We start from the raw sequence: 20,163 nt of genomic DNA on the forward strand, positions 1-20,163 counted from the left end.
ACCTCTCGTGGTCTAATCGCCGCCACGTGAGGATCGGCCGTAAAACGTTTGGACTCGATCTCGAATGACCTCAGGTCTGCCCTGCCCCGTGTGCGAGGGGCCAGATCGACGTGGCAGCCTCGAGCGCTCCCTGCGGGTGCTCGCAGTTGACGACGAGGCGCCCGCGTTGGAAGACCTCGTGTACCTGCTGCGCTCAGACCCGCGCATCGCCCACGTGGAAGCCGTCACCGACGCGACGAAGGCGCTGCGCGTGCTGCACCGCGCCATGGACGCCGGCCAGCCGCTCGACGCGGTCTTCCTCGACATCCGCATGCCCGGACTGGACGGACTCGACCTGGCCCGCGTGCTCTCGCGCTTCGCGCAGCCGCCGCCCGTCGTCTTCGTCACCGCGCACCAGCAGCCCGCCGTCGAGGCGTTCGAGCTGAAGGCGCTCGACTACCTGCTCAAGCCCGTGCGCGCGGAACGGCTCGCCGAGTCGGTGCACCGCATCGTGCACGAGGTGTGGGACAGCAAGACCCCCGCCGAACCGACGCAGACCTCAGCCGCGCAGCAGACCGCGCCGCCCGAGGTCGGCGACGAGGTCATCCCGGTCGAGCTCGGCGGCGTCACCCGGTTCATCCGGCTCGCCGACATCCGCTACGTCGAGGCGCACGGCGACTACGCCCGCCTGCACACCGCGACCGGCAGCGGGCTCGTCCGCGCCGCGCTCAACGGACTCGAGGAACGGTGGCGCTCGGCGGGTTTCGTGCGCATCCACCGCAGCCACCTGGTGTCGCTCGGCCACATCGACGAGCTGCGGCTCGAAGACGGCCACCTGAGCGTCACGATCGGCGGTGCAGTGCTGCCGGTGTCCCGCAGGCACGCCCGGCACCTGCGGCAGCTGCTGGTGCGCAGGGCGCGGCCGATGATCCAGAACCAGGGTGGCGTGCCCGCCGCACCGCAACCCAGGAACGGAATCGGTTCGTGACGAACCCACCACCACCGCGGCCGACCCAGCGCGTGGTGGTCACCAGCCCCCGCACCCGCGCACCCCGTGCGCGCCGCCCGTACTCGGGCACGCGGGAGATCAACGAGCAGAGCGAGCTCGGCGCCGTCTACATGCGCACGCTCATCCGCGCGCAGCGCAGGCTCGGCCTGCTCGTGTGCCTGATCGTGTGCGGCAGCCTCGCGACGCTGCCGCTGCTGTTCACGATCACCGACGTCGGCCGGGTCCGCGTGCTCGGGCTCGGCCTGCCGTGGTTCCTGCTGTGCGTCGTCGTGTTCCCCATGCTCCTGCTGGCAGGCTGGTTCTACGTGCGCCAGGCCGAACGCAGCGAGCGTGAGTTCGCGGAGCTGGTCGAACGTCCATGACGAGTACGTACGCGGTCGTCGCCGTGCTGGGTGTGGCACTGGGCACGATCCTGGTCGGCACCTACGGGTTGCGCGTCTCCCGCACCACGTCGGACTTCTACGTCGCGTCGCGCACGGTGTCGCCGTGGTGGAACGCGTCCGCGATAGGCGGCGAGTACCTGTCCGCCGCGTCGTTCGTCGGCATCGCCGGGCTGATCTTCGCGTACGGGCCGGACATGCTGTGGTTCCCGGTCGGCTACACCGCCGGGTACCTGGTGCTGCTGACGATGGTCGCCGCACCGCTGCGCCGTTCCGGCGCCTACACGCTGCCGGACTTCGCCGAGGCCCGGTTCCGCTCGCGCGTCGTGCGCGCGGTCGCGTCGATGCTGGCGCTGATGATCGGCTGGCTGTACCTGCTGCCGCAGTTCGAGGGCGCCGGGCTCACCCTCCACACGGTCACCGGCGCGCCGGACTGGGTGGGCGCGCTGATCGTCGCGGTCGTCGTGACGGTGAACGTCATGTCCGGCGGCATGCGCAGCATCACCTTCGTGCAGGCGTTCCAGTACTGGCTCAAGCTGACCGCGATCACCGTGCCGATCATCTTCCTGATCGTGGCGTGGCAGTCGCAGGGCGCGGAAAGCCTGACCAAGCCGGAGTTCCCGACGTTCCGCGAGGACACGACCGTCACGTTCCAGAAGGACACGGCGATCCACGCGGACAAGCCGATCTTCATCAACGGCTCGGGCGTAGTCGACCGGCTCACCATCGAGAACGCGGGCCACTTCCTCACCTCGGGCGACCACCGGATCGGCGCGAACTCGCAGTTCGTGTTCCCCAAGGGCGCCACCGTTCCGCACGTGCACGAGACCGCGCACAACACCAACGAGTCGTGGTCGCTGCCGCTGTCGAGCAACTCGCCGTTCCCGCTGTACGCGGCGTACTCGCTGATCATCGCGACGTTCCTCGGCACCATGGGGCTGCCGCACGTGATCGTCCGCTTCTACACCAACCCGAACGGCCACGCGGCGCGGCGCACGACGCTGATCGTGCTGGGGCTGCTGAGCGTCTTCTACCTGATGCCACCGATGTACGGCGCGCTCGGCAGGCTCTACGTCCCCGAGCTGCTGATGACCGGCCAGACCGACGCGGTGGTGCTGGTCTTGCCCAGCAAGATGATCGCCGGTGTCGGTGGTGAGCTGCTCGGCGCTTTGGTCGCCGGTGGGGCTTTCGCCGCGTTCCTGTCGACGTCGTCGGGGCTGATGGTGTCGCTCGCGGGTGTGCTGTCGCAGGACGTGCTGCGCCTCGGCGGGGTGCGCGGGTTCCGCATGTCGACCGTGCTCGCCGGGATCGTGCCGCTGTCGATGACGTTCGTGTCGACCGGAATGCCGGTCGCGGACATGGTCGGGCTCGCGTTCGCGGTGGCCGCGTCGTCGCTGTGTCCGTTGCTGCTGCTGGGAATCTGGTCGTCGCGCATCACCACGGTCGGCGCTGTGGCCGGCATGCTCGCCGGTGGTTTACCCGCGCTGACGGCCGGTCTGGTGACCATGTTCACCGACACGGGCGACGCTTGGTACGAGGTCCTGCTGTCGCGCCCGGCGGCGTGGACGGTACCGCTCGGCTTCTCCGTCATGTACGTCGTCTCGCTGCTGACCCCGCGCAGGGTGCCCGCAGGCGTGAACCGTGCGATGGTCAAGCTCCACGCGCCGGAAAACCTCGGTCTCGAGGCGGGCGAGGAACGAACTTGAGGTGTCAGCCATGCAGGACTTCCTGACCGCCGGGGCGATCCTGATCGTCGGTGGCGCCGCCGTGCTGGTTCTGTGGCGCGGCACGCGCAACAAGCAGTCGCTGTCGACCGAGGCGCAGCGCGTCACGTACGAGACACTGCACACCGCGTGGTCCGCCGCACCCCCGCTGCGCGCGGGCCTGGTGCCCGACGCGGCGAAGAAGTCCGCCCGCCACCTCCGCACCCTGCTCGACACACCCGCACTGGCACTGACGGACGAAACCGAGGTGGTCGCCTGGGAAGGCGTGTCCGACCACCACTCGGCCGACGCCATGTCCCAGGCCGAAGACGTCTTCCTGACCGGCCGCACCCAGGCGTTCGACATCGGCTGCGCCGAACCGAACTGCCCGATCAACTGCGCGGTCGTGGCACCGCTGACAGTCGAGGGCCGGGTGGTCGGCACACTGGCCGCGTACTCACGCGAGGCCTCGGCCGGTCTGGTGCGCGCCACCAACCAGGTAGCGCGCTGGGCGGCCGGCCAACTGGAACTGGCCGAACTGGACCGCTCCCGAACCCGCTTGGTCGAGGCCGAGGTCCGCGCCCTGCGCGCCCAGATCTCACCGCACTTCATCTACAACTCGTTGTCCGCCATCGCGTCCTACGTCCGCACCAACCCGGAACGCGCCCGCACCCTGCTGCTGGACTTCGCCGACTTCACGCGCTACTCGTTCCGCAGGCACGGCGACTTCACCACGCTGGCCGAGGAACTGAAGTCGATCGACCAGTACCTCGCGCTAGAGCGGGCCCGGTTCGGTGAGCGCCTGAAGGTCACCCTGCAGGTGGCACCCGAGGTGCTGCCCGTGACAGTTCCCTTCCTGTGCCTGCAACCGTTGGTGGAGAACGCGGTACGGCACGGCATGGAGGGAAAGGTCGAGCCCGGCCACATCCAGATCCACGCGGCCGACAGCGGCGCCGAGGCCGAGATCACCATCGAGGACGACGGCATCGGCATGGACCCGGAGAAACTGCGCCGGACGCTGGCAGGCCAGGTCGACGAGTCCGCGGGCATCGGGCTGGGCAACATCGACGAGCGGCTGCGACGCGTGTACGGCGACGAGTACGGCCTCGTGGTCGAGACCGCGTGCGGCCTGGGCACGAAGATCACCGTGCGGGTACCCAAGTACCACGCGGGAATCAACGGCATGTGAACCACGAAGCCGAAGGCGAGCACCCCAAAGCCCGCGATGCCGAAGGCGAGCCGACCAAGGCACGAAGCCGAAGGCGAGCACCCAAAGCGCCGAAGGCGCAAGAACCACAGGTGGGGGCGACCCACTATGAAACCCAACCATGGACCTCCGGTGGTGCCGGGGTCCGGGGCGGAGCCCCGGCCGCCGGAGGCCAACCCCGGTCAAATAGCAGCGATCGACCCAGGCGCCCGCTCAGCACGACTCAACGCCCGGAGCACGGGAACCGCACCATGCCGCCGAACAGCCAACCGCGACAACAGATCGACGACAGTCTGAACAGCACTCTCCGGCAACTCGGGCGTCTCAACCCCCACACTGCAAGCCAGGTCATCCACGTGAACGGCCAACTCCATCATCCGAGTGACCAGCATGTCGTCAAGCGTGAGCGACCACGCCCCCCACAAGGCCAGCCGCACCGCCCGGTTGGGAACCGAGGAGAGATCCACCGCAGCCAACGCCGCGTCCACCTGTTCGGCCAAAGCAAGAGGGCCCGAGACAGCCAACTTCTCGCCACCATCACGGATACCCACGTTGAAGTCCGAGTCAACCGGCGACCCGATCCAGTCGACGCGCCGGTAGTGCTCGAGAACAGAAACGGTCTCCTCGCCCGGAACAGGCGCGCTCAGCAGCTTGGGAATCATCAGCACCTGGAACGCGAGATGGCCGGCGAGACCACTGACCCGGAACTCGGGCAACGCGCTGGGCGACTCCCACCCGGCCTCGACAGCGGGGTCGCGCAACAGGGATGCGGCCACACGAGCCGTGGCAACGAAGTCGTCTCTCACCATGCCCGCACGGTAGACCGCATGCCCGCACGGTAGACCGCCCAGCGCGTGAAAACGGCCCGGCCGGCGTCAACGCTCCACCGACCGGGCCGAAGAACAAAGGGACTAGCTGGCAGCCTTCGCAGCGCGACGGTCGGCGGCGTCGAGGACGGCGCGGATCCAGTCGACCTCGTCGGTGCCCGCGGCACCTTCCATGGCGGCACGGCGCAGGCGGACCCACAGGCCCAGGTCGGTCCACTCCTGGAAGCGGCGGTGCACGGTCGGCACGGTCACGCCGAACGACGCGGGCAGGTGACGCCACGCGCAGCCCGAGGACAGGACGAACACGATCGCGGTGAAGACGGCGCGGTTGCAGACGCGGCCGCGGCCACCACCCTGACGACGGACCTTGGCCGGCGGGATGAGCGGCTCGACGACCGCCCACAGCGACGGCGGCACCAGGCGCGACGACAGCTGCTCGATCACGTCACCACGGCCACCGTCGCAGCTGTGCTCGGGCCACGCACCGGGCCGCATCCAGGAGTCCTGGCGCTGCGCGGGGGCACCGTGCGCGGAGCAGTCGGCGTTCCGTGTGTCCTGGCGGGCGGACTCGGCACGCTGACGCGAACGCAGCAGGGTGGCCAGCGCGGTGTCCTCGGCCGTGGTGCGGCGCTGCGGGACACCGGCGTACGCGGACTGCTGCTGCGCGTGGCGGGCGATCTCGGCGCCGACGGTCCGGCGGAACGAGGGGGAACCCGCGAGGCGCGGGTCGACAGGGGCGCCGTAGCGCTGCGGGACCTGGGCCGAGGGCACGTGCCGCGGGGGAAGCGGGCGCTGCGGGGCTTGGCGCGGTGGCACCTGCCTCGCGAGGCGCGGGTCGGGCGTGCGTGCTGCGAACTGTGACTCGGTCATTGGGGTCCTCCGCCAGGACATCTACCATCAGGTGACTGCGATCACAGTAGGAACGGCGCGAGGAAATAGGTAAGTACGTAGGCCAACTCAGGCGACGAGCGGATTGGGTATCGCGGCACGTGGTCGGGCGAACTGAGACGAGTGGACCGCCATCTGCGACGAACGGATGGGCGGTCGTTTCCCGTCAAACGCCACTGGTTCGTGACACGGGGTGCCGGATAGGGTCCGCAGCGTGAAGCTTTGGGCCACCAGCGACCTCCACGTCTCTTACCAGGACAACCGTCATGTTGTCGAGGAGATGCGGTCGTCGTCGACCGGCGACTGGTTGATCATCGCCGGGGACATCGGCGAGAAGTTCACCGACATCGAGTGGACGCTCGAGACGCTGCGCCCCCGTTTCGACACGGTCGTCTGGTCGCCGGGCAACCACGAGCTGTGGACGACGAAGGACGACGCGAACCAGTCGCGCGGCGAGGTCCGCTACAAGCAGCTGGTCGAACTGTGCCGCAGCATCGACGTGGTGACGCCCGAGGACCCGTACCGCGTGTTCACCGGTGACGGCGGCCCGGTCACCGTGTGCCCGCTGTTCGTCGGCTACGACTACACGTGGCGTCCGGAGGGCACGCACGACGAGGAGTCCGCGCTGAAGGCGGCCCACGAGGCGGGCGTGGTGTGCACCGACGAGTACTTCCTGCACCCGGACCCGTACCCGTCGCGCGCCGCGTGGTGCGCCGCACGGGCCGCGGAGACCGAACGCAGGCTGTCCGAGGTGCGCCCCGACATCCCGACCGTGCTGATCAACCACTACCCGCTCGTGCGCGACCCCACGTTCATCCTGCACTACCCGGAGTTCGCACTGTGGTGCGGAACCGACCTCACCGCGGACTGGCACGTCCGGTTCCGCGTGAAGGAGATGGTGTACGGGCACCTGCACGTTCCGCGAACGACGCACCACGACGGCGTCCGGTTCGACGAGGTGTCACTCGGCTACCCGCGCGAGTGGAAACCGCGCGGCACCCGGCAGAAGCTGCTGCACGACGTGCTCCGGGAGTCATAGGTGCTCGAGAAGTTGCTGCCACCACCGATCGCCGTGGTGGAGCGGAATGACGACCCCGAGGTCGACCTGTACCCAGAGGAGGCGGCGGTGCTCGGCAACGCCGTCGACAAGCGGCGCCGCGAGTTCAGCACCGCCCGCTGGTGCGCGCGCGAGGCGCTGAAGGTGCTCGGCCTGCCGCCCGCCCCGATCCTGCCGGGCCCGAAGCGCGAGCCGCTGTGGCCGCCCGGTGTCGTCGGCGCCATCACGCACTGCACCGGGTACCGGGCCGTGGCGCTGGCGCACGCGTCGGACTTCTCCACGATCGGCATCGACGCCGAGCCGCACGCGCCCGCGCCGGACGGGGTGCTGAAGGCGATCGCGATCCAGGCCGAGCAGGACCGGATGGCGGACCTCGCCGCGACCGACCCGGCCGTCTGCTGGGACCGGTTGCTGTTCAGCGCCAAGGAGTCCGTCTACAAGGCGTGGTTCCCGGTCGCGCAGAGGTGGCTCGGGTTCGAGGACGCGGACATCACGCTGGACCCGTCGGGCACGTTCGAGGCGCGGATCCTGCTGGCGGACGCGCCCGTGTCCGGGTACTCCGGGCAGTGGCTGGTGCGCGACGGGATCCTGCTGACCGCGATCGCCGTGCCCGCCTGAGGCCGCGACGGTTACCAGAAAAGTGACATCGCTACACGGGTGTCGGATTGATCAACCGAGGTGCACAGTGGTGGGGTGAAGCCTCGACCGCGAGGAGACCTGCCATGGGTGAAGACGTCGCGAAGCACGAGTTCAGCCGCGAGGACAGGACTCGGTACCGGACGAAGGTGCGCCGCTGCCTGGACGTGTTCGCCCGGATGCTGCGAGATTCCAGGTTCGACTTCGAACGGCCCATGACAGGGTTGGAGATCGAGCTCAACCTGATCGACGAGCAGGGCGACCCGGCGATGAAGAACGCCGAGGCGTTGCAGGTGATCGACGACCCGGACTTCGTCACGGAGCTGGGCCAGTGGAACCTGGAGATCAACGTCGCGCCGCGCAGGCTCGCGGGCGGCGGGATCACGGCGTTCGAGGAGACCGTCCGGCGCAGTCTGAACGACGCCGAGAGCAAGGCGCGCGAGATCGGCGCGCACATGGTCATCACGGGCATCCTGCCCACGCTGCGCGCGCGGGACGTCAACCCGGAGCTGCTGTCGCACAACCCGCGGTACGCGCTGCTCAACGAGCAGGTGCTGGCGGCGCGCGGCGAGGACCTGCAGATCGCGATCGACGGCGTCGAGCGGCTGCACCTCACGGCCAACTCGATCGTGCCGGAGGCCGCGTGCACGTCGACGCAGCTGCACCTCCAGGTCAGCCCGGAGCAGTTCCCCGCATACTGGAACGCGGCGCAGGCCATCGCGGGCGTGCAGGTGGCGATCGGCGCGAACTCGCCGTTCTTCCTCGGCAAGGAGCTGTGGCGCGAGACGCGGATCGCGTTGTTCCAGCAGGCCACGGACACGCGGGGCGACGAGCTGAAGGCGCAGGGCGTGCGACCGCGCGTCTGGTTCGGCGAGAAGTGGATCAACTCGATCTTCGACCTGTTCGAGGAGAACGTCCGCTACTTCCCCGCGCTGCTGCCGATCTGCGACGACGAGGACCCGCTGGAGGTGCTCGACCGCGGTGACACGCCCGGCCTGTCCGAGCTGCGGCTGCACAACGGCACGATCTACCGGTGGAACCGGCCGGTGTACGACGTGGTGCGCGACAAGCCGCACCTGCGGGTCGAGAACCGGACGCTGCCCGCCGGGCCCACGATCGTCGATACGCTCGCGAACGGGGCGCTCTACTTCGGACTCGTGCGCGCGCTCGCCGAGGACGAGCGTCCACTGTGGTCGCAGATGTCGTTCCAGGCCGCCGAGGAGAACTTCTACGCGGCCGCGCGCAACGGCATGGAGGCCCAGATGTACTGGCCGGGCGTCGGCACGGTGCCGGTGGTCGAGCTGGTGCTGCGCCGCCTGCTCCCCCTCGCCCACGAGGGCCTGATCCGCTGGGGCGTCGACTCGGCGGAACGCGACCGGCTGCTCGGCGTCATCGAGCAGCGGTGCCTGGCGGGCGTGAACGGCGCGACGTGGCAGGCCCGCGAGTTCCACCGCCTGTACGACCACACCCACCTCGACCGGGCCGACGCGCTGCGCACCATGCTCCGCACCTACGTCGAGCTCATGCACAACAACGAGCCCGTCCACACCTGGCCGTCCGGCTGACCGAGGCCTGCGCCGTCACCGCTCGGCAGGTTCTCGTCGGGGGCGGGCTGCTGCCCTGCTGCCCATTGGGGCTGGGCTTGACTGCCGGTGCCGTCGGGCCGGTCCTTTTGCTCGGCTGCCCAGTTCTCGGCGGAGTTGGGCTCTCTGCTTGGCTGCCGGTTCTCGTCGGGGCCGGGTTCTTTGCCTGGCTGCCGGTTTCGTGTGGGCTGGGGTCTGATGCTTACGGTGTTTCGGTGTTTCGGTGTCGGTGGTTGCGTCGCGCCTTCGGCGCAGCGATTGGGCCTTGACTTGGGGCCCCTCGCGGCGTGGTGGGGCCGGCTCCGCCGGCAGGAAGAGCACCTGCCGGCCCGATAGGGGTACCACGCCGCACCCCAAGTCAAGGCCCAATCGCGCGGTGCCCACCACCCCGCTGACTGCCGAAGCGCACACTCCTTGCCTGATCACACCGACCCGCCTGCCGTCGGGCCCGCCTTCCCGTAGATGCACCGACCACCTGCCGACGGGCTCGCCTTCCGCAGTCGCACCTGCCCGCCTGCCGTCGGACTCGCCTTCCGTAGATGCGCCGACCCACCTGCCACCGGGCCCGCCAGCTCGACCCGCCTGCCGCTGGGCCCGCCTTTCGCCCGATGCGACACACCCCTGGCCCTGCGGGCCGCCGCTCGCGGCCGCGTCCCAGGCTCGCGCGGGCGTCCCCCAGCACACCAAGCAACCCGCCACGAAACCGGCAGCAACGAAGGTGGGCCACACCCGACCCGCAGGTACCAAGAGAGCCCGACGAAACCGGCGCATACCAAAAGAAAAGAGCGCCCGCCGCACCAGCGACCCCCGCACTGCCCAACGGGCGCGGCCCCCGAGCACAAACCGGCAGCCAAATGATCAGGACAAACTTTCCCGGAGGGCAGGGGGTGGGGAGGGTCTCGCTGATCAGGCGCAGCCTTGCCACATCGACAATGCCTTGTCAAGGCAGCTTTTCCGCCTTGACAAGGCATTGTCGATGTGGCGACCGTGAGGTGATCAGCGAGCCCCTCCCCATCCCACACCGCGAAAACTCAAGCCCCGAGGAGTCAGAGGCAAGGCTCCACGCGGTACAGGCGCAAACGGGTGGTCGTGAGTGCTTGGAGGCGCACAGTCCGCCAAACACTCACGACCCCGACCGTCAGCTCGTCGGGAAGTCGTCCGGGGTGCGCATGCGGTCGCGCACCCAGACGCCGGCGGGCTTCAGCACGCCCGTGCCGGTGAACGAGTTGCCCGCGCACGTGCCGCCCTTGAACACGGCACCGGACCGGTTGTCGTCGGAGAAGTTCCAGTTGGTCCAGGAGATCTTCTTCTGGGCCATCAGGTCGATGTACTTCTGCGACGTGGCGAAGTCGTTGCCGCCGTCACCGGACGCGGTCTGCGTGCCGAACTCCGTCACGAACACGGGAACCTCGTCCGCCACCCGCGACAGCGCGTTGATGTACTCCTGCTTGTGCGAGTTCGCGTAGAAGTGGAACGAGTACATGAAGTTCGTCGCGTTGACCTTGTTGTTGAGCACCGAGGTCACGTCCTGGCCGTCGGAGATGCCGAACGTCGACCAGCCGTGCGTGCCGGAGACGATCAGGCTGTCCGCGTCCTGCGCCCGGATCACCGGGATCATCTGCTCGGCGTAGGACTTGACCTTCGCCCACGAGACGTTGTTCGGCTCGTTGGCGATGTCGTAGATGATGTTCGTCTTGTCCTTGTGCCGCTGGGCGATCTCGGTGAAGAACGTCTTGGCGCGCGCCAGGTTGGCGTTCGGGTCGCCCGGCGTGAGCTGGTGCCAGTCGACGAGGACGTAGATGCCGCGCTTGGTGGCTTCCTCGATGTAGCCGTGCATCATGTCGGTGAACTTGCGCGGGTTGGTCTCGTACCCGCCTTCCTGGATGTACATCGCGACGCGCAGGACGTCGCCGCCCCAGTCGCTCACCAGCGCGTCCAGCGAGGCGGTCTTGATGCACTGGCTGTACCACTGGATGCCGTGCGTGCTCATGCCGCGCAGCTGGATGGGCTTGTTGTACTGGTTGCACAACTTCACGCCGCACACGTGCAGCTGGCCGTTGACGTCGGCCGGGCGGCCACCGCTGGACGGCGGCGACGTCGTCACGCTGACCGGTGCGGACGCGGGCGACAGGTTGCCCGCCGCGTCACGCGCCTGGACGGTGAACGTGTAGGCCGTGTTCGGCTGCAGGCCGCCGACGGTCGCGGTCGTGCCGGTGGCGGTCTGCCCGCCGGAGAGCACGTACCCGCTGACGCCGACGTTGTCGGTCGACGCGTCCCACTCCAGGGTCACGGAGTTCGAGGTCTTGCCGGTCGAACGCAGGTTCTGCGGCTGCGACGGCGCTTCGGTGTCCGGCGGCCCGGACGGCGGTTCGACGTCGAGGCGGTCGAGGTTCGGACCGCCGTTGGCGGTCGTCGCGATCGCCTTGATCTTGTTGGTGCCCGCGGTCACCGGGACGGTGACGGTGCGCGTCTGCCAGGTCGTCCACGCGCCGGTGCCGGGGAACGACAGCTCGTCCGCCGCCAGCGAGCTGCCGACCAGCACGTCCATCGGCCGGTTCGCCGTGGTGCCGTTGGCGTACCGGAAGGTGAGCGTGGCATTGCCGGACGACGGCGAGGTGACGGTGAACTCCACCGCGCTGCCGACCGCGTTGTTGTAGTTGACGAAACCGCTACCGGTGAAGCCCGCGTGGTTGGACTCGACGACGCCCTGGGTGATGACGGTGCCGGTTTCAGCCTGGTACTCGGTCGGCGCGGCGACGGCCGCGGCGGGAACGGTGAGGACTAGTGCGGCCGCAGGAACCGCGGCGAGTAGGAATCTGGCCACAGGGTGCCTCCCACATCAATCAGTCAGAGGACGAGCAATGCGGCGGCGGCCGACTATTCGGTAAAGAAAGTTTCCTATCTGTGCGATGGATCACAGCACCTGGGACCGGGGTCTGTCAATCACTCACGTCGCATTGCGACGGTGTGTTCGGTGACGAGCTGCCGGTAGGTGCGGAGCAGCTCGATCAGCATGGCGACATCCCGGTCGGAGTACCGGGAGAACGCCTCGCCGACATCGGCGTAGAGCCCCGCGAAGAGCTCGTAGGCCTGCTGGGCTCCGGCCGGTGAGGCGTGCAGCAGCACCCGGCGCCGGTCGTTCGGATCCATTTCCCGATAGGCGAATCCGCCCGCCTCCAGCCGGCCCGCCATCGGGCTGATGGCCGCGGCGGTGACCCCCAGCGTCGCCGCGACCTCCCCCGCGCTCAGCGGGCCGTGCCGGACGAGCAGGTGCAGGCAGATCAGGTCGGTCTGGTGCACACCGAGCCTGACCGCGGCGGCCTGGGCGATCAGGTCGACGGCGGCGCTCAGGTCCATCAGCTCGTGCGTGAGCGCCTGCCCGGAGTCCTCCACCAAGTTAATATCCAACTCACTTGACTATTAAATGATTGAAGCGAATCCTAGCACCATGCGACGCCTCATCGGTGCTCTCCTGACACTCGGCGGCGTGGCCGTGGTGGCCGCCGCGTCACTCCCGTCCCTGCTCCCGGTGTGGCGGGCGCGCGGCGTCGATGCCGTCGCGATCATCGGGCAGCACGTCGGCGCCTGGCAGCTGTCGAGCTGGCTGTTCGCGGTCGGCGCCGCGCTCACGCTGGCCGGTTTCGGCGCGTTGAACGGGGTGCTCGAGCGCACGACGTGGTCGAACGCCGGGCTGGCGCTGATGACCCTGGCGACCGCGCTGTGGATGGCGAACCTCGCGTTCCGGCTGACGGTCACCGTGCGGGTGGCCGAAGCGGTGCGCGCGGGTGGCCCGGTGCCCGAGTGGTACGAGCCGATCAACGCCTGGACCGGCGGCCTGCTGGCCGCGGCCGCCGTCACCGCGGGGCTCGCGTTGCTCTGCTACGGCGTGACGGTGCTGGACGGCGTGACGCTGCCGAGTTGGACCGGTTGGCTCGGCATCGGTTTCGGCGTGCTGGTGCTCGGATTGCTGGCCGCCACCAACAACGTTCCGCCGATCCTGCTGTACCTGGCACCGCTGGCGTTCGGGATCGGCGCGTTAATTCGGAGGCCCCGTCTCGCCCGGTGAGGCATTCTCACCTGCGATGAGATCAGCAGTAGCGGTCACGCCCGCTCAGCTTCCCGAGGTGCTCCTGCACGTCGCCGTCGTCCGGCCCGTGTTCCTCTGGGGTGCGCCCGGCATCGGGAAGTCGTCGCTGGTGCGCACGTTCGCCGAGTCGCTCGGGCTGGAGTGCGTGACGCTGCTCGGCACCCAGCTGGCACCAGAGGACCTGATCGGCGTGCCCGAGCTGGTCGACGGCCGGTCGCGGTTCGCTCCCCCGGAGTCGATCGCACGCGACGAGCCGTACTGCCTGTTCCTCGACGAGCTCAACGCGTCCGCGCCCGAGGTGCAGAAGGCGTTCTACTCGCTGATCCTCGACCGCCGCATCGGTGCTTACGAGCTGCCGGAGGGTTCCGTCGTCATCGGCGCGGGCAACCGGAGCGTCGACAACGCGCTGGCGCGCCCGATGGCGTCCGCGCTGGTGAACCGGCTCGTCCACGTGCACCTCAACGCGTCGGCGAAGGACTGGCTCGCGTGGGCGGGCGAAGCGGGCATCCACCCGTGGGTCACCGACTACGTCACCCAGCGCCCCGACCATCTGTGGAGCCCAGCGCCGAAGGTAGAGGAACCGTTCTCCACGCCACGCGGCTGGCACATGCTGTCCGACACGCTGCACTCGTTCGGCGACGACATCAGCGAGGAGATGCTGGGTGTGCTCGCGTTCGGCACGCTCACCTCCGGCCACGCGTCGATGTTCAAGGCCTACGTGAAGACCGTCCGGCACCAGTACGGGCTGGAGGCCGTGCTGCGCGGCGACGCCCGCTGGCCGCACGCCCCCGACGACCGGGACCTGCTGTACTTCCTGGCCGAGGCGTTCCGCGCGCGACTGGTCAAGGAACTGCCGCACGACAAGGCGTACGCGTCCGGCGCGGGCAAGCAGCTCGCGCACCGGGGCAAGGCGCTGCTGCTGGAGCTGGCCGAGCTGTCGCTGGAGATCGCGCAGATGGTGATCGCCGCGGACGACGACGGCCGCCCGGTGCTGCCGGCGTGGTTCCTGGTCGAGGTCACCCGCGACCTGCCCCGCCTCGTCGCCGCACGCGCATGAGCCGCAAGCGGGTCGATCCCGCCGAGGAAGCCTTCACCAAGGCCGCTCTCGCGGTGCAACAGCACCCGCTGTTCGCCCCGATGTCCGGTCGTACTCATGTGTCCCGGAGGTCTGAGCACCCCTGGGCGTCGATCACGACGAACGGGTCGCTGGACGCCCACCCCAAGCGGGTCGCCGACGAGGCCGAGTGGCGCTGGGTGCTCTCACACTGCTTCCTGCACCTGGGTTTCGGCACACCGGAGTGCACCGAGGTGATCGAGTTCCAGGACGCGCTGAAGATGCCCGGACGGCCGGCGTCGTGGCAGCCGGGCTCGTGCCTGATCACCGAGCCGCCGCGGAGGTACGGTCCCGTCCCGCCGAACTGGACCGACCTGTTCGCGGCCGGGCTGTCCAACGCCGCCGTCGCCGCGGTGGACGTGGCGGGCGGTGCGCGTTCCTCGATGTCCGACGCACGGCCGGTGCGGGACAAGTGGGACCTGGCGCTGAGCTGGTTCGTCTCGTCCTACCCGCTGCTCGGCGCGCTGGCGTCGTCCATGAAGGTCGTCGCGGACGCGGAACTCGCGCGCGGCTGGGACATCTCGATAGCGGCGGTCAGCACAGCCAGCGCGGAGATCTACATCAACCCGCTCGCGTCACTCTCGGCCGCGGAGTGGAGGTTCGTGCTGGCGCACGAGATGCTGCACGCCGCACTCCGCCACTGCGACCGCGTCGGCGGCCGCGACCACCACCTGTGGAACGTCGCGGCGGACTTCGTCGTCAACGGCTGGCTGGTGGAGATGGGCGTCGGCGAGATGCCGTCCGGCGTCCTCTACGACCAGGAGCTGCGCGGCCTGTCGGTGGAGTCCGCATACGACCGGATTACAACCGACCTGCGCCGCTACCGGAAGCTGATGACGTTGCGCGGCAAGGAAGGCGACCTGCTCGGCGCACCGCTGCGCGGCCCGGCCGACTTCGCGGACCTGGACGACTTCTACCGCCGCGCGCTGCTGACCGGACTGTCGTACCACTCGCCCGAGCACCGCGGCCTGCTGCCGGCCGGCCTGGTCCAGGAGATCCGCGCACTGGAGCAGCCACCGCTGTCGTGGGACGCCCAGCTGGCGCGCTGGTTCGAGGAGTTCGTGCCGTTGCTGGAGAAGCGCCGCTCCTACGCCCGCGCGTCCCGCCGCCAGGCGTCCACTCCGGACATTCCACGGCCGGGCTGGGTCCGTCCAGAGGAAGCGGTCGCGCGCAGCACGTTCGGCGTCGTGCTGGACACCTCGGGCTCCATGGACACCAAGCTGCTGGGCAAGGCACTCGGCGCGATCGCGTCGTACGCCGCGGCCCGCGACGTCCCAGCGGCACGCGTGGTGTTCTGCGACGCCGTCGCCTACGACGCCGGCTACCTGCCCGTTGAGGAGATCGCGTCACGCGGCCGCGTGCGCGGCCGCGGCGGCACGGTGCTCCAGCCGGGCGTTGATCTGATCGAACGCGCGGCCGACTTCCCCGCCACCGGCCCGATCCTGGTGATCACCGACGGCTGGTGCGACGTCCTGCGCGTGCGCCGGGAGCACGCATTTCTGATCCCCGTGGGCGCGAAGCTGCCCTTCCACCCGCGCGGCCCCGTGTTCAGGATGAGCTGATGGTCGAGATCGCGTGCGACGAGTCGGGTTCCGAGGGCACCAAGCTCGTCGGCGGCGTCACCGACGTCTTCGCGCACGCCGGCGTCGGGTTGTCCGTCGCGGCGGCGGCCGAGTGCGTGCAGGAGATCCGCGACTGGATCCGCTCGCCCGCGGTGGAGTACAAGGCGAACCACCTGCTGCGCTCCAAGAACCGCGCGGTACTCGAATGGTTCCTCGGCCCGACGAGCCCCGTTTTCGGCCACGCCCATGTGCACCTGGTCGACAAGGCACTCTTCCTGGCCAGCCGTGGCGTCTCGGATCCCTTGTACCCGGCCATTCTCAGGGCCGTCGAGCTGTGGCCCGGCCAGGTGTCGATCGTCCACGACCAGTACCGCTCACTCACCGACGACCGCATCTCACAGCTGAAGAGCCTGTCACCACGGCTGGCAGACCTGACGCTCGTCGACTCCCGCTCCGACGCACGGGTGCAGCTGGCCGATTTCCTCGCGGGCGTCGCCCGCCGCATCGCGTCCGACTTCCTGAACGGCCGCGGCGACGAAGAGCTCATCGCACTGCTGAAGCCTTACGTGGACAGGTCTTCGGTGTGGGACCCGATCGGGTTCGCCCAGCTGATTCACCCGATCGGCGCACCGCGATAACGCCTCCGGCAGACACCCCGATACCCGACTATCGGATAGGGCACGGGGAGGGGTTTCATGCCGGATCGCGGTGTTTTCATCGGAGTTGGAATAGACGAGTACGACTGCGACCTGGCCAACCTCACCCACGCCGTAGCCGACGTCAAAGCCGTCGCGTCACTCCTCTCCGAAGGCTTCGACGGCGAGCCCCTGTTCAACGCCACGACCGCCGAAGCGAACGAGTACCTGAAATCCTTCAAGAACCAAGCAGGTGGACGCCCGCTGGTCCTGCTGTGGAGCGGCCACGGCAGCAACGACGAAGGCCTGATGCTCGCGACGAAGGACGAGGCCGACGAGCTCGCCGCGGCCACGGTCATCCGCCACTGCGTGCGGTCGCGCGCGAACCAGCTGCTGCTCATCATCGACACCTGCCAGTCCGAGGCCGCGCTCGACCTGTCCCAGCAGGCATCCGGCTGGCTCGCCGACACGAAGGCGTCCGAAGGCCGCGTCTGGCTGGGCATCCTCGTGTCCTGCTCGACCGCGGACTACGGCGCTCGCGACGGCGCATTCGGCAACCTGCTGCGCAAACTACTGCTGGAGGGCCCCGACTCCGCCGACCAGAAGCGCCGCTGGTCCAAGCACAACGAGTACATCCACGGCGAAGACCTCGGCAACGCCCTGCTAGAGGAATGGATCAGCTCCGACCAACGTCCGCACTTCAGGCGCGAAGGCAACCCCTGGTACATCGTGCCCAACCCGCTTTGGACCCCAGGAGCACCAGAAGAGGTCGTCGAGCACCTGCTGCTCGCCGCACGAGGCGGCAAGTCCGACGCCCACCACTCTTGGTTCACCGGCCGCACCGACGAGGTGAACAAGATCGCCTCGTGGGTGACCGCATCCCCCGGCGTGCGTGTCGTGACCGGCTCTGCCGGCACCGGCAAGTCTGCCATCGTTGGCCGCGTGGTGTCCCTGTCGAACCCGACCGAGCGGGCCAACCTTCAGCAAGCCGAACGACCGTGGGGGCACGCCGACCCCGGCGAACGCTCCATCGCCGCACACGTCCACGCCCGCGGCCTGACGGCTGACCGCATGGCCGACGAACTGGACAGCCAACTCGTGCGCGCTGGCGTCCTCACGCCCGAGGAAAACGGCAAGCGCAACGCATCTCTGCTCGTTGGCGCGCTCCAGCAGGTGGTCGAGGAGGGCAAAACTCCACCAGTGATCGTGATTGATGGCCTGGATGAAGCTCGTGGCCAGTCCTTCGCCATCACTGATGATCTGATCACCCGCCTGGCGGCCTACGCCTCGGTAGTCGTCTCCACTCGTCCTTTGACCGACAACGATGACACCGAACTTCTGGACGCGCTGTCGCCCGACGAAGTGCTCGACCTCGACCATCCTGCACATCGTGAATCCGGTCGTGCCGCAATCCGAGACTACGTCCGGGAACGTTTGTCCTATGTGGATGACGCCATGGATCCTTCGATGATCGCCGCGCACCTCGTGGACGAGTCGTCCGCAGTTGAGAAGCGACCATTCCTTCTGGCCCGCGTGATTACGGACCAGCTGCGTGCGAATCACGTGAACACAACGCAACCGGACTGGCGGACCCACATCGCCCACTCGATCGAGGAAGCATTCGATGTAGACCTCGGCCGGGTCGAACCACCGCCTGTGAACCTGCCCATTGGCCTGACCGCCCAACAGCTGGCTCGAACCATGCTCACCGCTTTGACGTGGGGCCTGGGCGCCGGTTTCCCAGAGGAGGAGTGGCTGACGGTTGCTTCCACCCTCGCCAACACCCAGTTGGAACGCGACCACGTGAGCTGGGGAGTCGATCAACTCGGCCGCTACGTCGTGCAGGACGGTGAAGCCGGAATGGCGGTGTACCGCTTGGCACACCAAAGCCTCGCCGACCACCTTCGACCGCCCTACCAGCCGTCTGGTGACTTCCCATTCGACCCTGCCGCAACCGTCGTGACCACCGCACTTCTCAAACGCTACGCCGACCTGCTCGCCAGTGGATTGCCCGCCAGGGCAGCTACCTACCTGTGGTATTACGCGTGGGTACACGCCGCGAACGCAGGGCTCGACGGACTGTCCAAACTCCGCCAACTCGCGCGGTCAGACACGTCATTGGTGCCCGACGTAGCAATGGCAGATCTACAGGTAGCGGACTGGTCCGCAGCTTGGGGACGACGGACCGAAGCCGCAGCACCTACCGAAGAAGCCACCACCCACTACCGCGCACTCACCACCGACAACCCCGCCTACCTACCCAACCTCGCCAGCGCACTCAACAACCTCGGCATCCGCTACAGCGAAATCGGGCGCCACAACGACGCCGTCGCACCCACCGAAGAAGCCATCACTCACTACCGCGCACTCGCCGCCGACAACCCCGGCTACCTACCCGACCTCGCCATGGCCCTCACCAACCTCGGCAACCGCTACGGCAACATCGGACGCCACAACGACGCCCTCACACACAGCGAAGAAGCAGTCACACTCCGCCGTGCACAAACAGCCGACAACCCCGCCTACCTACCCGACCTCGCCATGGCCCTCAACAACCTCGGCATCCGCTACAGCAACACCGGACGCCACAACGACGCCCTCGCACCCACCGAAGAAGCCACGACCCACTACCGCGCACTCGCCGCCGACAACCCCGCCTACCAACCCGACCTCGCCAGCGCACTCAACAACCTCGGCATCCGCTACAGCAACATCGGACGCTACAACGACGCCCTCGCGCCCACCGAAGAAGCTCTAACCCTGCGCCGTGTTCAATCCGCCGACAACCCCGCCTACCTACCCGACCTTGCCATGGCCCTCAACAACCTCGGCATCCGCTACAGCGAAATCGGACGCCACAACGACGCAGTCGCGCACACCGAAGAAGCCACGGCCCACTACCGCGCACTCGCCGCCGACAACCCCGGCTACCAACCCGACCTCGCCAGCGCACTCAACAACCTCGGCAGCTGCTACGGCAACATCGGACGCTACAACGACGCCCTCACACACACCGATGAAGCAGTCACACTCCGCCGTGCACAAACAGCCGACAACCCCGCCTACCTACCCGACCTCGCCATGGCCCTCAACAACCTCGGCGGCTGCTACACCGACCTCAGACGCCACAACGACGCCGTCAGCCCCACCGAAGAAGCCACCACCCACTACCGCGCACTCGCCGCCACCAACCCCAGCTACCTACCCGACCTCGCCGGCGCACTCAACAACCTCGGCAACTGCTACGGCAACATCGGACGCCACAACGACGCCCTCACACACACCGATGAAGCAGTCACACTCCGCCGTGCACAAACAGCCGACAACCCCGCCTACCTACCCGACCTCGCCATGGCCCTCAACAACCTCGGCGGCTGCTACACCGACCTCAGACGCCACAACGACGCCGTCAGCCCCACCGAAGAAGCCACCACCCACTACCGCGCACTCGCCGCCACCAACCCCAGCTACCTACCCGACCTCGCCGGCGCACTCA

At 68.5% G+C, this 20,163-nt stretch carries 15 protein-coding genes and 1 pseudogene; 12 read left to right on the forward strand and 4 right to left on the reverse strand.

The window, feature by feature from the left end; all coding sequences use genetic code 11:
- Nucleotides 1–64 precede the first annotated feature (64 nt).
- The 4 genes from FKR81_RS17615 to FKR81_RS17630 are packed head-to-tail and all read left to right on the forward strand — an operon-like array spanning nucleotide 65 to nucleotide 4,260.
- Complete coding sequence (locus FKR81_RS17615) at nucleotides 65–967, forward strand: LytR/AlgR family response regulator transcription factor (protein WP_235921613.1); 903 nt, start codon at nucleotides 65–67, stop codon at nucleotides 965–967.
- Nucleotides 964–1,350 (forward strand): hypothetical protein, encoded by a 387-nt coding sequence (locus FKR81_RS17620; RefSeq protein WP_146353149.1) that lies wholly within the window; start codon nucleotides 964–966, stop codon nucleotides 1,348–1,350. The genes FKR81_RS17615 and FKR81_RS17620 overlap by 4 nt, the downstream gene beginning before the upstream one ends.
- On the forward strand, nucleotides 1,347–3,074 hold the full coding sequence (locus FKR81_RS17625; RefSeq protein WP_146353150.1) for a sodium/solute symporter: 1,728 nt from the start codon (nucleotides 1,347–1,349) through the stop codon (nucleotides 3,072–3,074). The genes FKR81_RS17620 and FKR81_RS17625 overlap by 4 nt, the downstream gene beginning before the upstream one ends.
- A gap of 10 nt (nucleotides 3,075–3,084) precedes the next feature.
- Nucleotides 3,085–4,260, forward strand: coding sequence for a sensor histidine kinase (locus FKR81_RS17630; protein WP_146353151.1), 1,176 nt, complete (start codon nucleotides 3,085–3,087; stop codon nucleotides 4,258–4,260).
- Nucleotides 4,261–4,460: 200 nt separating this feature from the next.
- Here the strand turns inward: FKR81_RS17630 and FKR81_RS17635 are convergent, their stop codons facing one another.
- Nucleotides 4,461–5,087: a maleylpyruvate isomerase N-terminal domain-containing protein gene (locus FKR81_RS17635; protein ID WP_146353152.1), complete on the reverse strand. Its 627-nt coding sequence runs from the start codon at nucleotides 5,085–5,087 to the stop codon at nucleotides 4,461–4,463.
- Between the two features lie 105 nt (nucleotides 5,088–5,192).
- Nucleotides 5,193–5,549, reverse strand: a pseudogene (locus FKR81_RS45030) (transposase); the annotation flags it as partial.
- A gap of 658 nt (nucleotides 5,550–6,207) precedes the next feature.
- Between FKR81_RS45030 and FKR81_RS17645 the strand changes: the two are divergent.
- From FKR81_RS17645 to FKR81_RS17655, 3 genes are all read left to right on the forward strand, one after another.
- Nucleotides 6,208–7,032: a metallophosphoesterase family protein gene (locus FKR81_RS17645; RefSeq protein WP_235921614.1), complete on the forward strand. Its 825-nt coding sequence runs from the start codon at nucleotides 6,208–6,210 to the stop codon at nucleotides 7,030–7,032.
- Nucleotides 7,033–7,668, forward strand: a complete 636-nt coding sequence (locus tag FKR81_RS17650) for a 4'-phosphopantetheinyl transferase family protein (RefSeq protein ID WP_146353155.1) — start codon at nucleotides 7,033–7,035, stop codon at nucleotides 7,666–7,668.
- A 104-nt stretch (nucleotides 7,669–7,772) separates the two neighbouring features.
- Complete coding sequence (locus tag FKR81_RS17655; protein WP_146353156.1) at nucleotides 7,773–9,251, forward strand: glutamate--cysteine ligase family protein; 1,479 nt, start codon at nucleotides 7,773–7,775, stop codon at nucleotides 9,249–9,251.
- Between the two features lie 1,156 nt (nucleotides 9,252–10,407).
- On the opposite strand, the gene FKR81_RS17660 is transcribed toward FKR81_RS17655, so the two are convergent.
- Both FKR81_RS17660 and FKR81_RS17665 read right to left on the reverse strand, forming a co-directional pair.
- Complete coding sequence (locus FKR81_RS17660) at nucleotides 10,408–12,093, reverse strand: cellulase family glycosylhydrolase (RefSeq protein ID WP_222598298.1); 1,686 nt, start codon at nucleotides 12,091–12,093, stop codon at nucleotides 10,408–10,410.
- Nucleotides 12,094–12,212: 119 nt separating this feature from the next.
- The gene (locus FKR81_RS17665) at nucleotides 12,213–12,662 is read right to left on the reverse strand and encodes a MarR family winged helix-turn-helix transcriptional regulator (protein ID WP_146353157.1); all 450 of its coding nucleotides are present in this window, start codon (nucleotides 12,660–12,662) and stop codon (nucleotides 12,213–12,215) included.
- A gap of 55 nt (nucleotides 12,663–12,717) precedes the next feature.
- On the opposite strand from FKR81_RS17665, the gene FKR81_RS17670 reads away from it, so the two are divergent.
- The 5 genes from FKR81_RS17670 to FKR81_RS17690 form a co-directional block, all read left to right on the forward strand.
- Nucleotides 12,718–13,335, forward strand: coding sequence for a hypothetical protein (locus tag FKR81_RS17670; protein ID WP_146353158.1), 618 nt, complete (start codon nucleotides 12,718–12,720; stop codon nucleotides 13,333–13,335).
- 16 nt (nucleotides 13,336–13,351) lie between these two features.
- On the forward strand, nucleotides 13,352–14,413 hold the full coding sequence (locus tag FKR81_RS17675; protein ID WP_146353159.1) for an AAA family ATPase: 1,062 nt from the start codon (nucleotides 13,352–13,354) through the stop codon (nucleotides 14,411–14,413).
- A complete protein-coding gene (locus tag FKR81_RS17680) occupies nucleotides 14,410–16,032 on the forward strand; it encodes a vWA domain-containing protein (RefSeq protein WP_146353160.1) in 1,623 nt (540 codons plus the stop codon). Before FKR81_RS17675 ends, FKR81_RS17680 begins: the two co-directional genes overlap by 4 nt.
- Nucleotides 16,032–16,670 (forward strand): DUF3800 domain-containing protein, encoded by a 639-nt coding sequence (locus tag FKR81_RS17685; protein WP_146353161.1) that lies wholly within the window; start codon nucleotides 16,032–16,034, stop codon nucleotides 16,668–16,670. Before FKR81_RS17680 ends, FKR81_RS17685 begins: the two co-directional genes overlap by 1 nt.
- Nucleotides 16,671–16,727: 57 nt before the next feature.
- A partial coding sequence (locus tag FKR81_RS17690) for a tetratricopeptide repeat protein (protein WP_222598299.1) occupies nucleotides 16,728–20,163 on the forward strand: 3,436 nt, incomplete at its 3' end.

It is taken from the genome of Lentzea tibetensis (assembly GCF_007845675.1).
Taxonomy (GTDB): domain Bacteria; phylum Actinomycetota; class Actinomycetes; order Mycobacteriales; family Pseudonocardiaceae; genus Lentzea; species Lentzea tibetensis.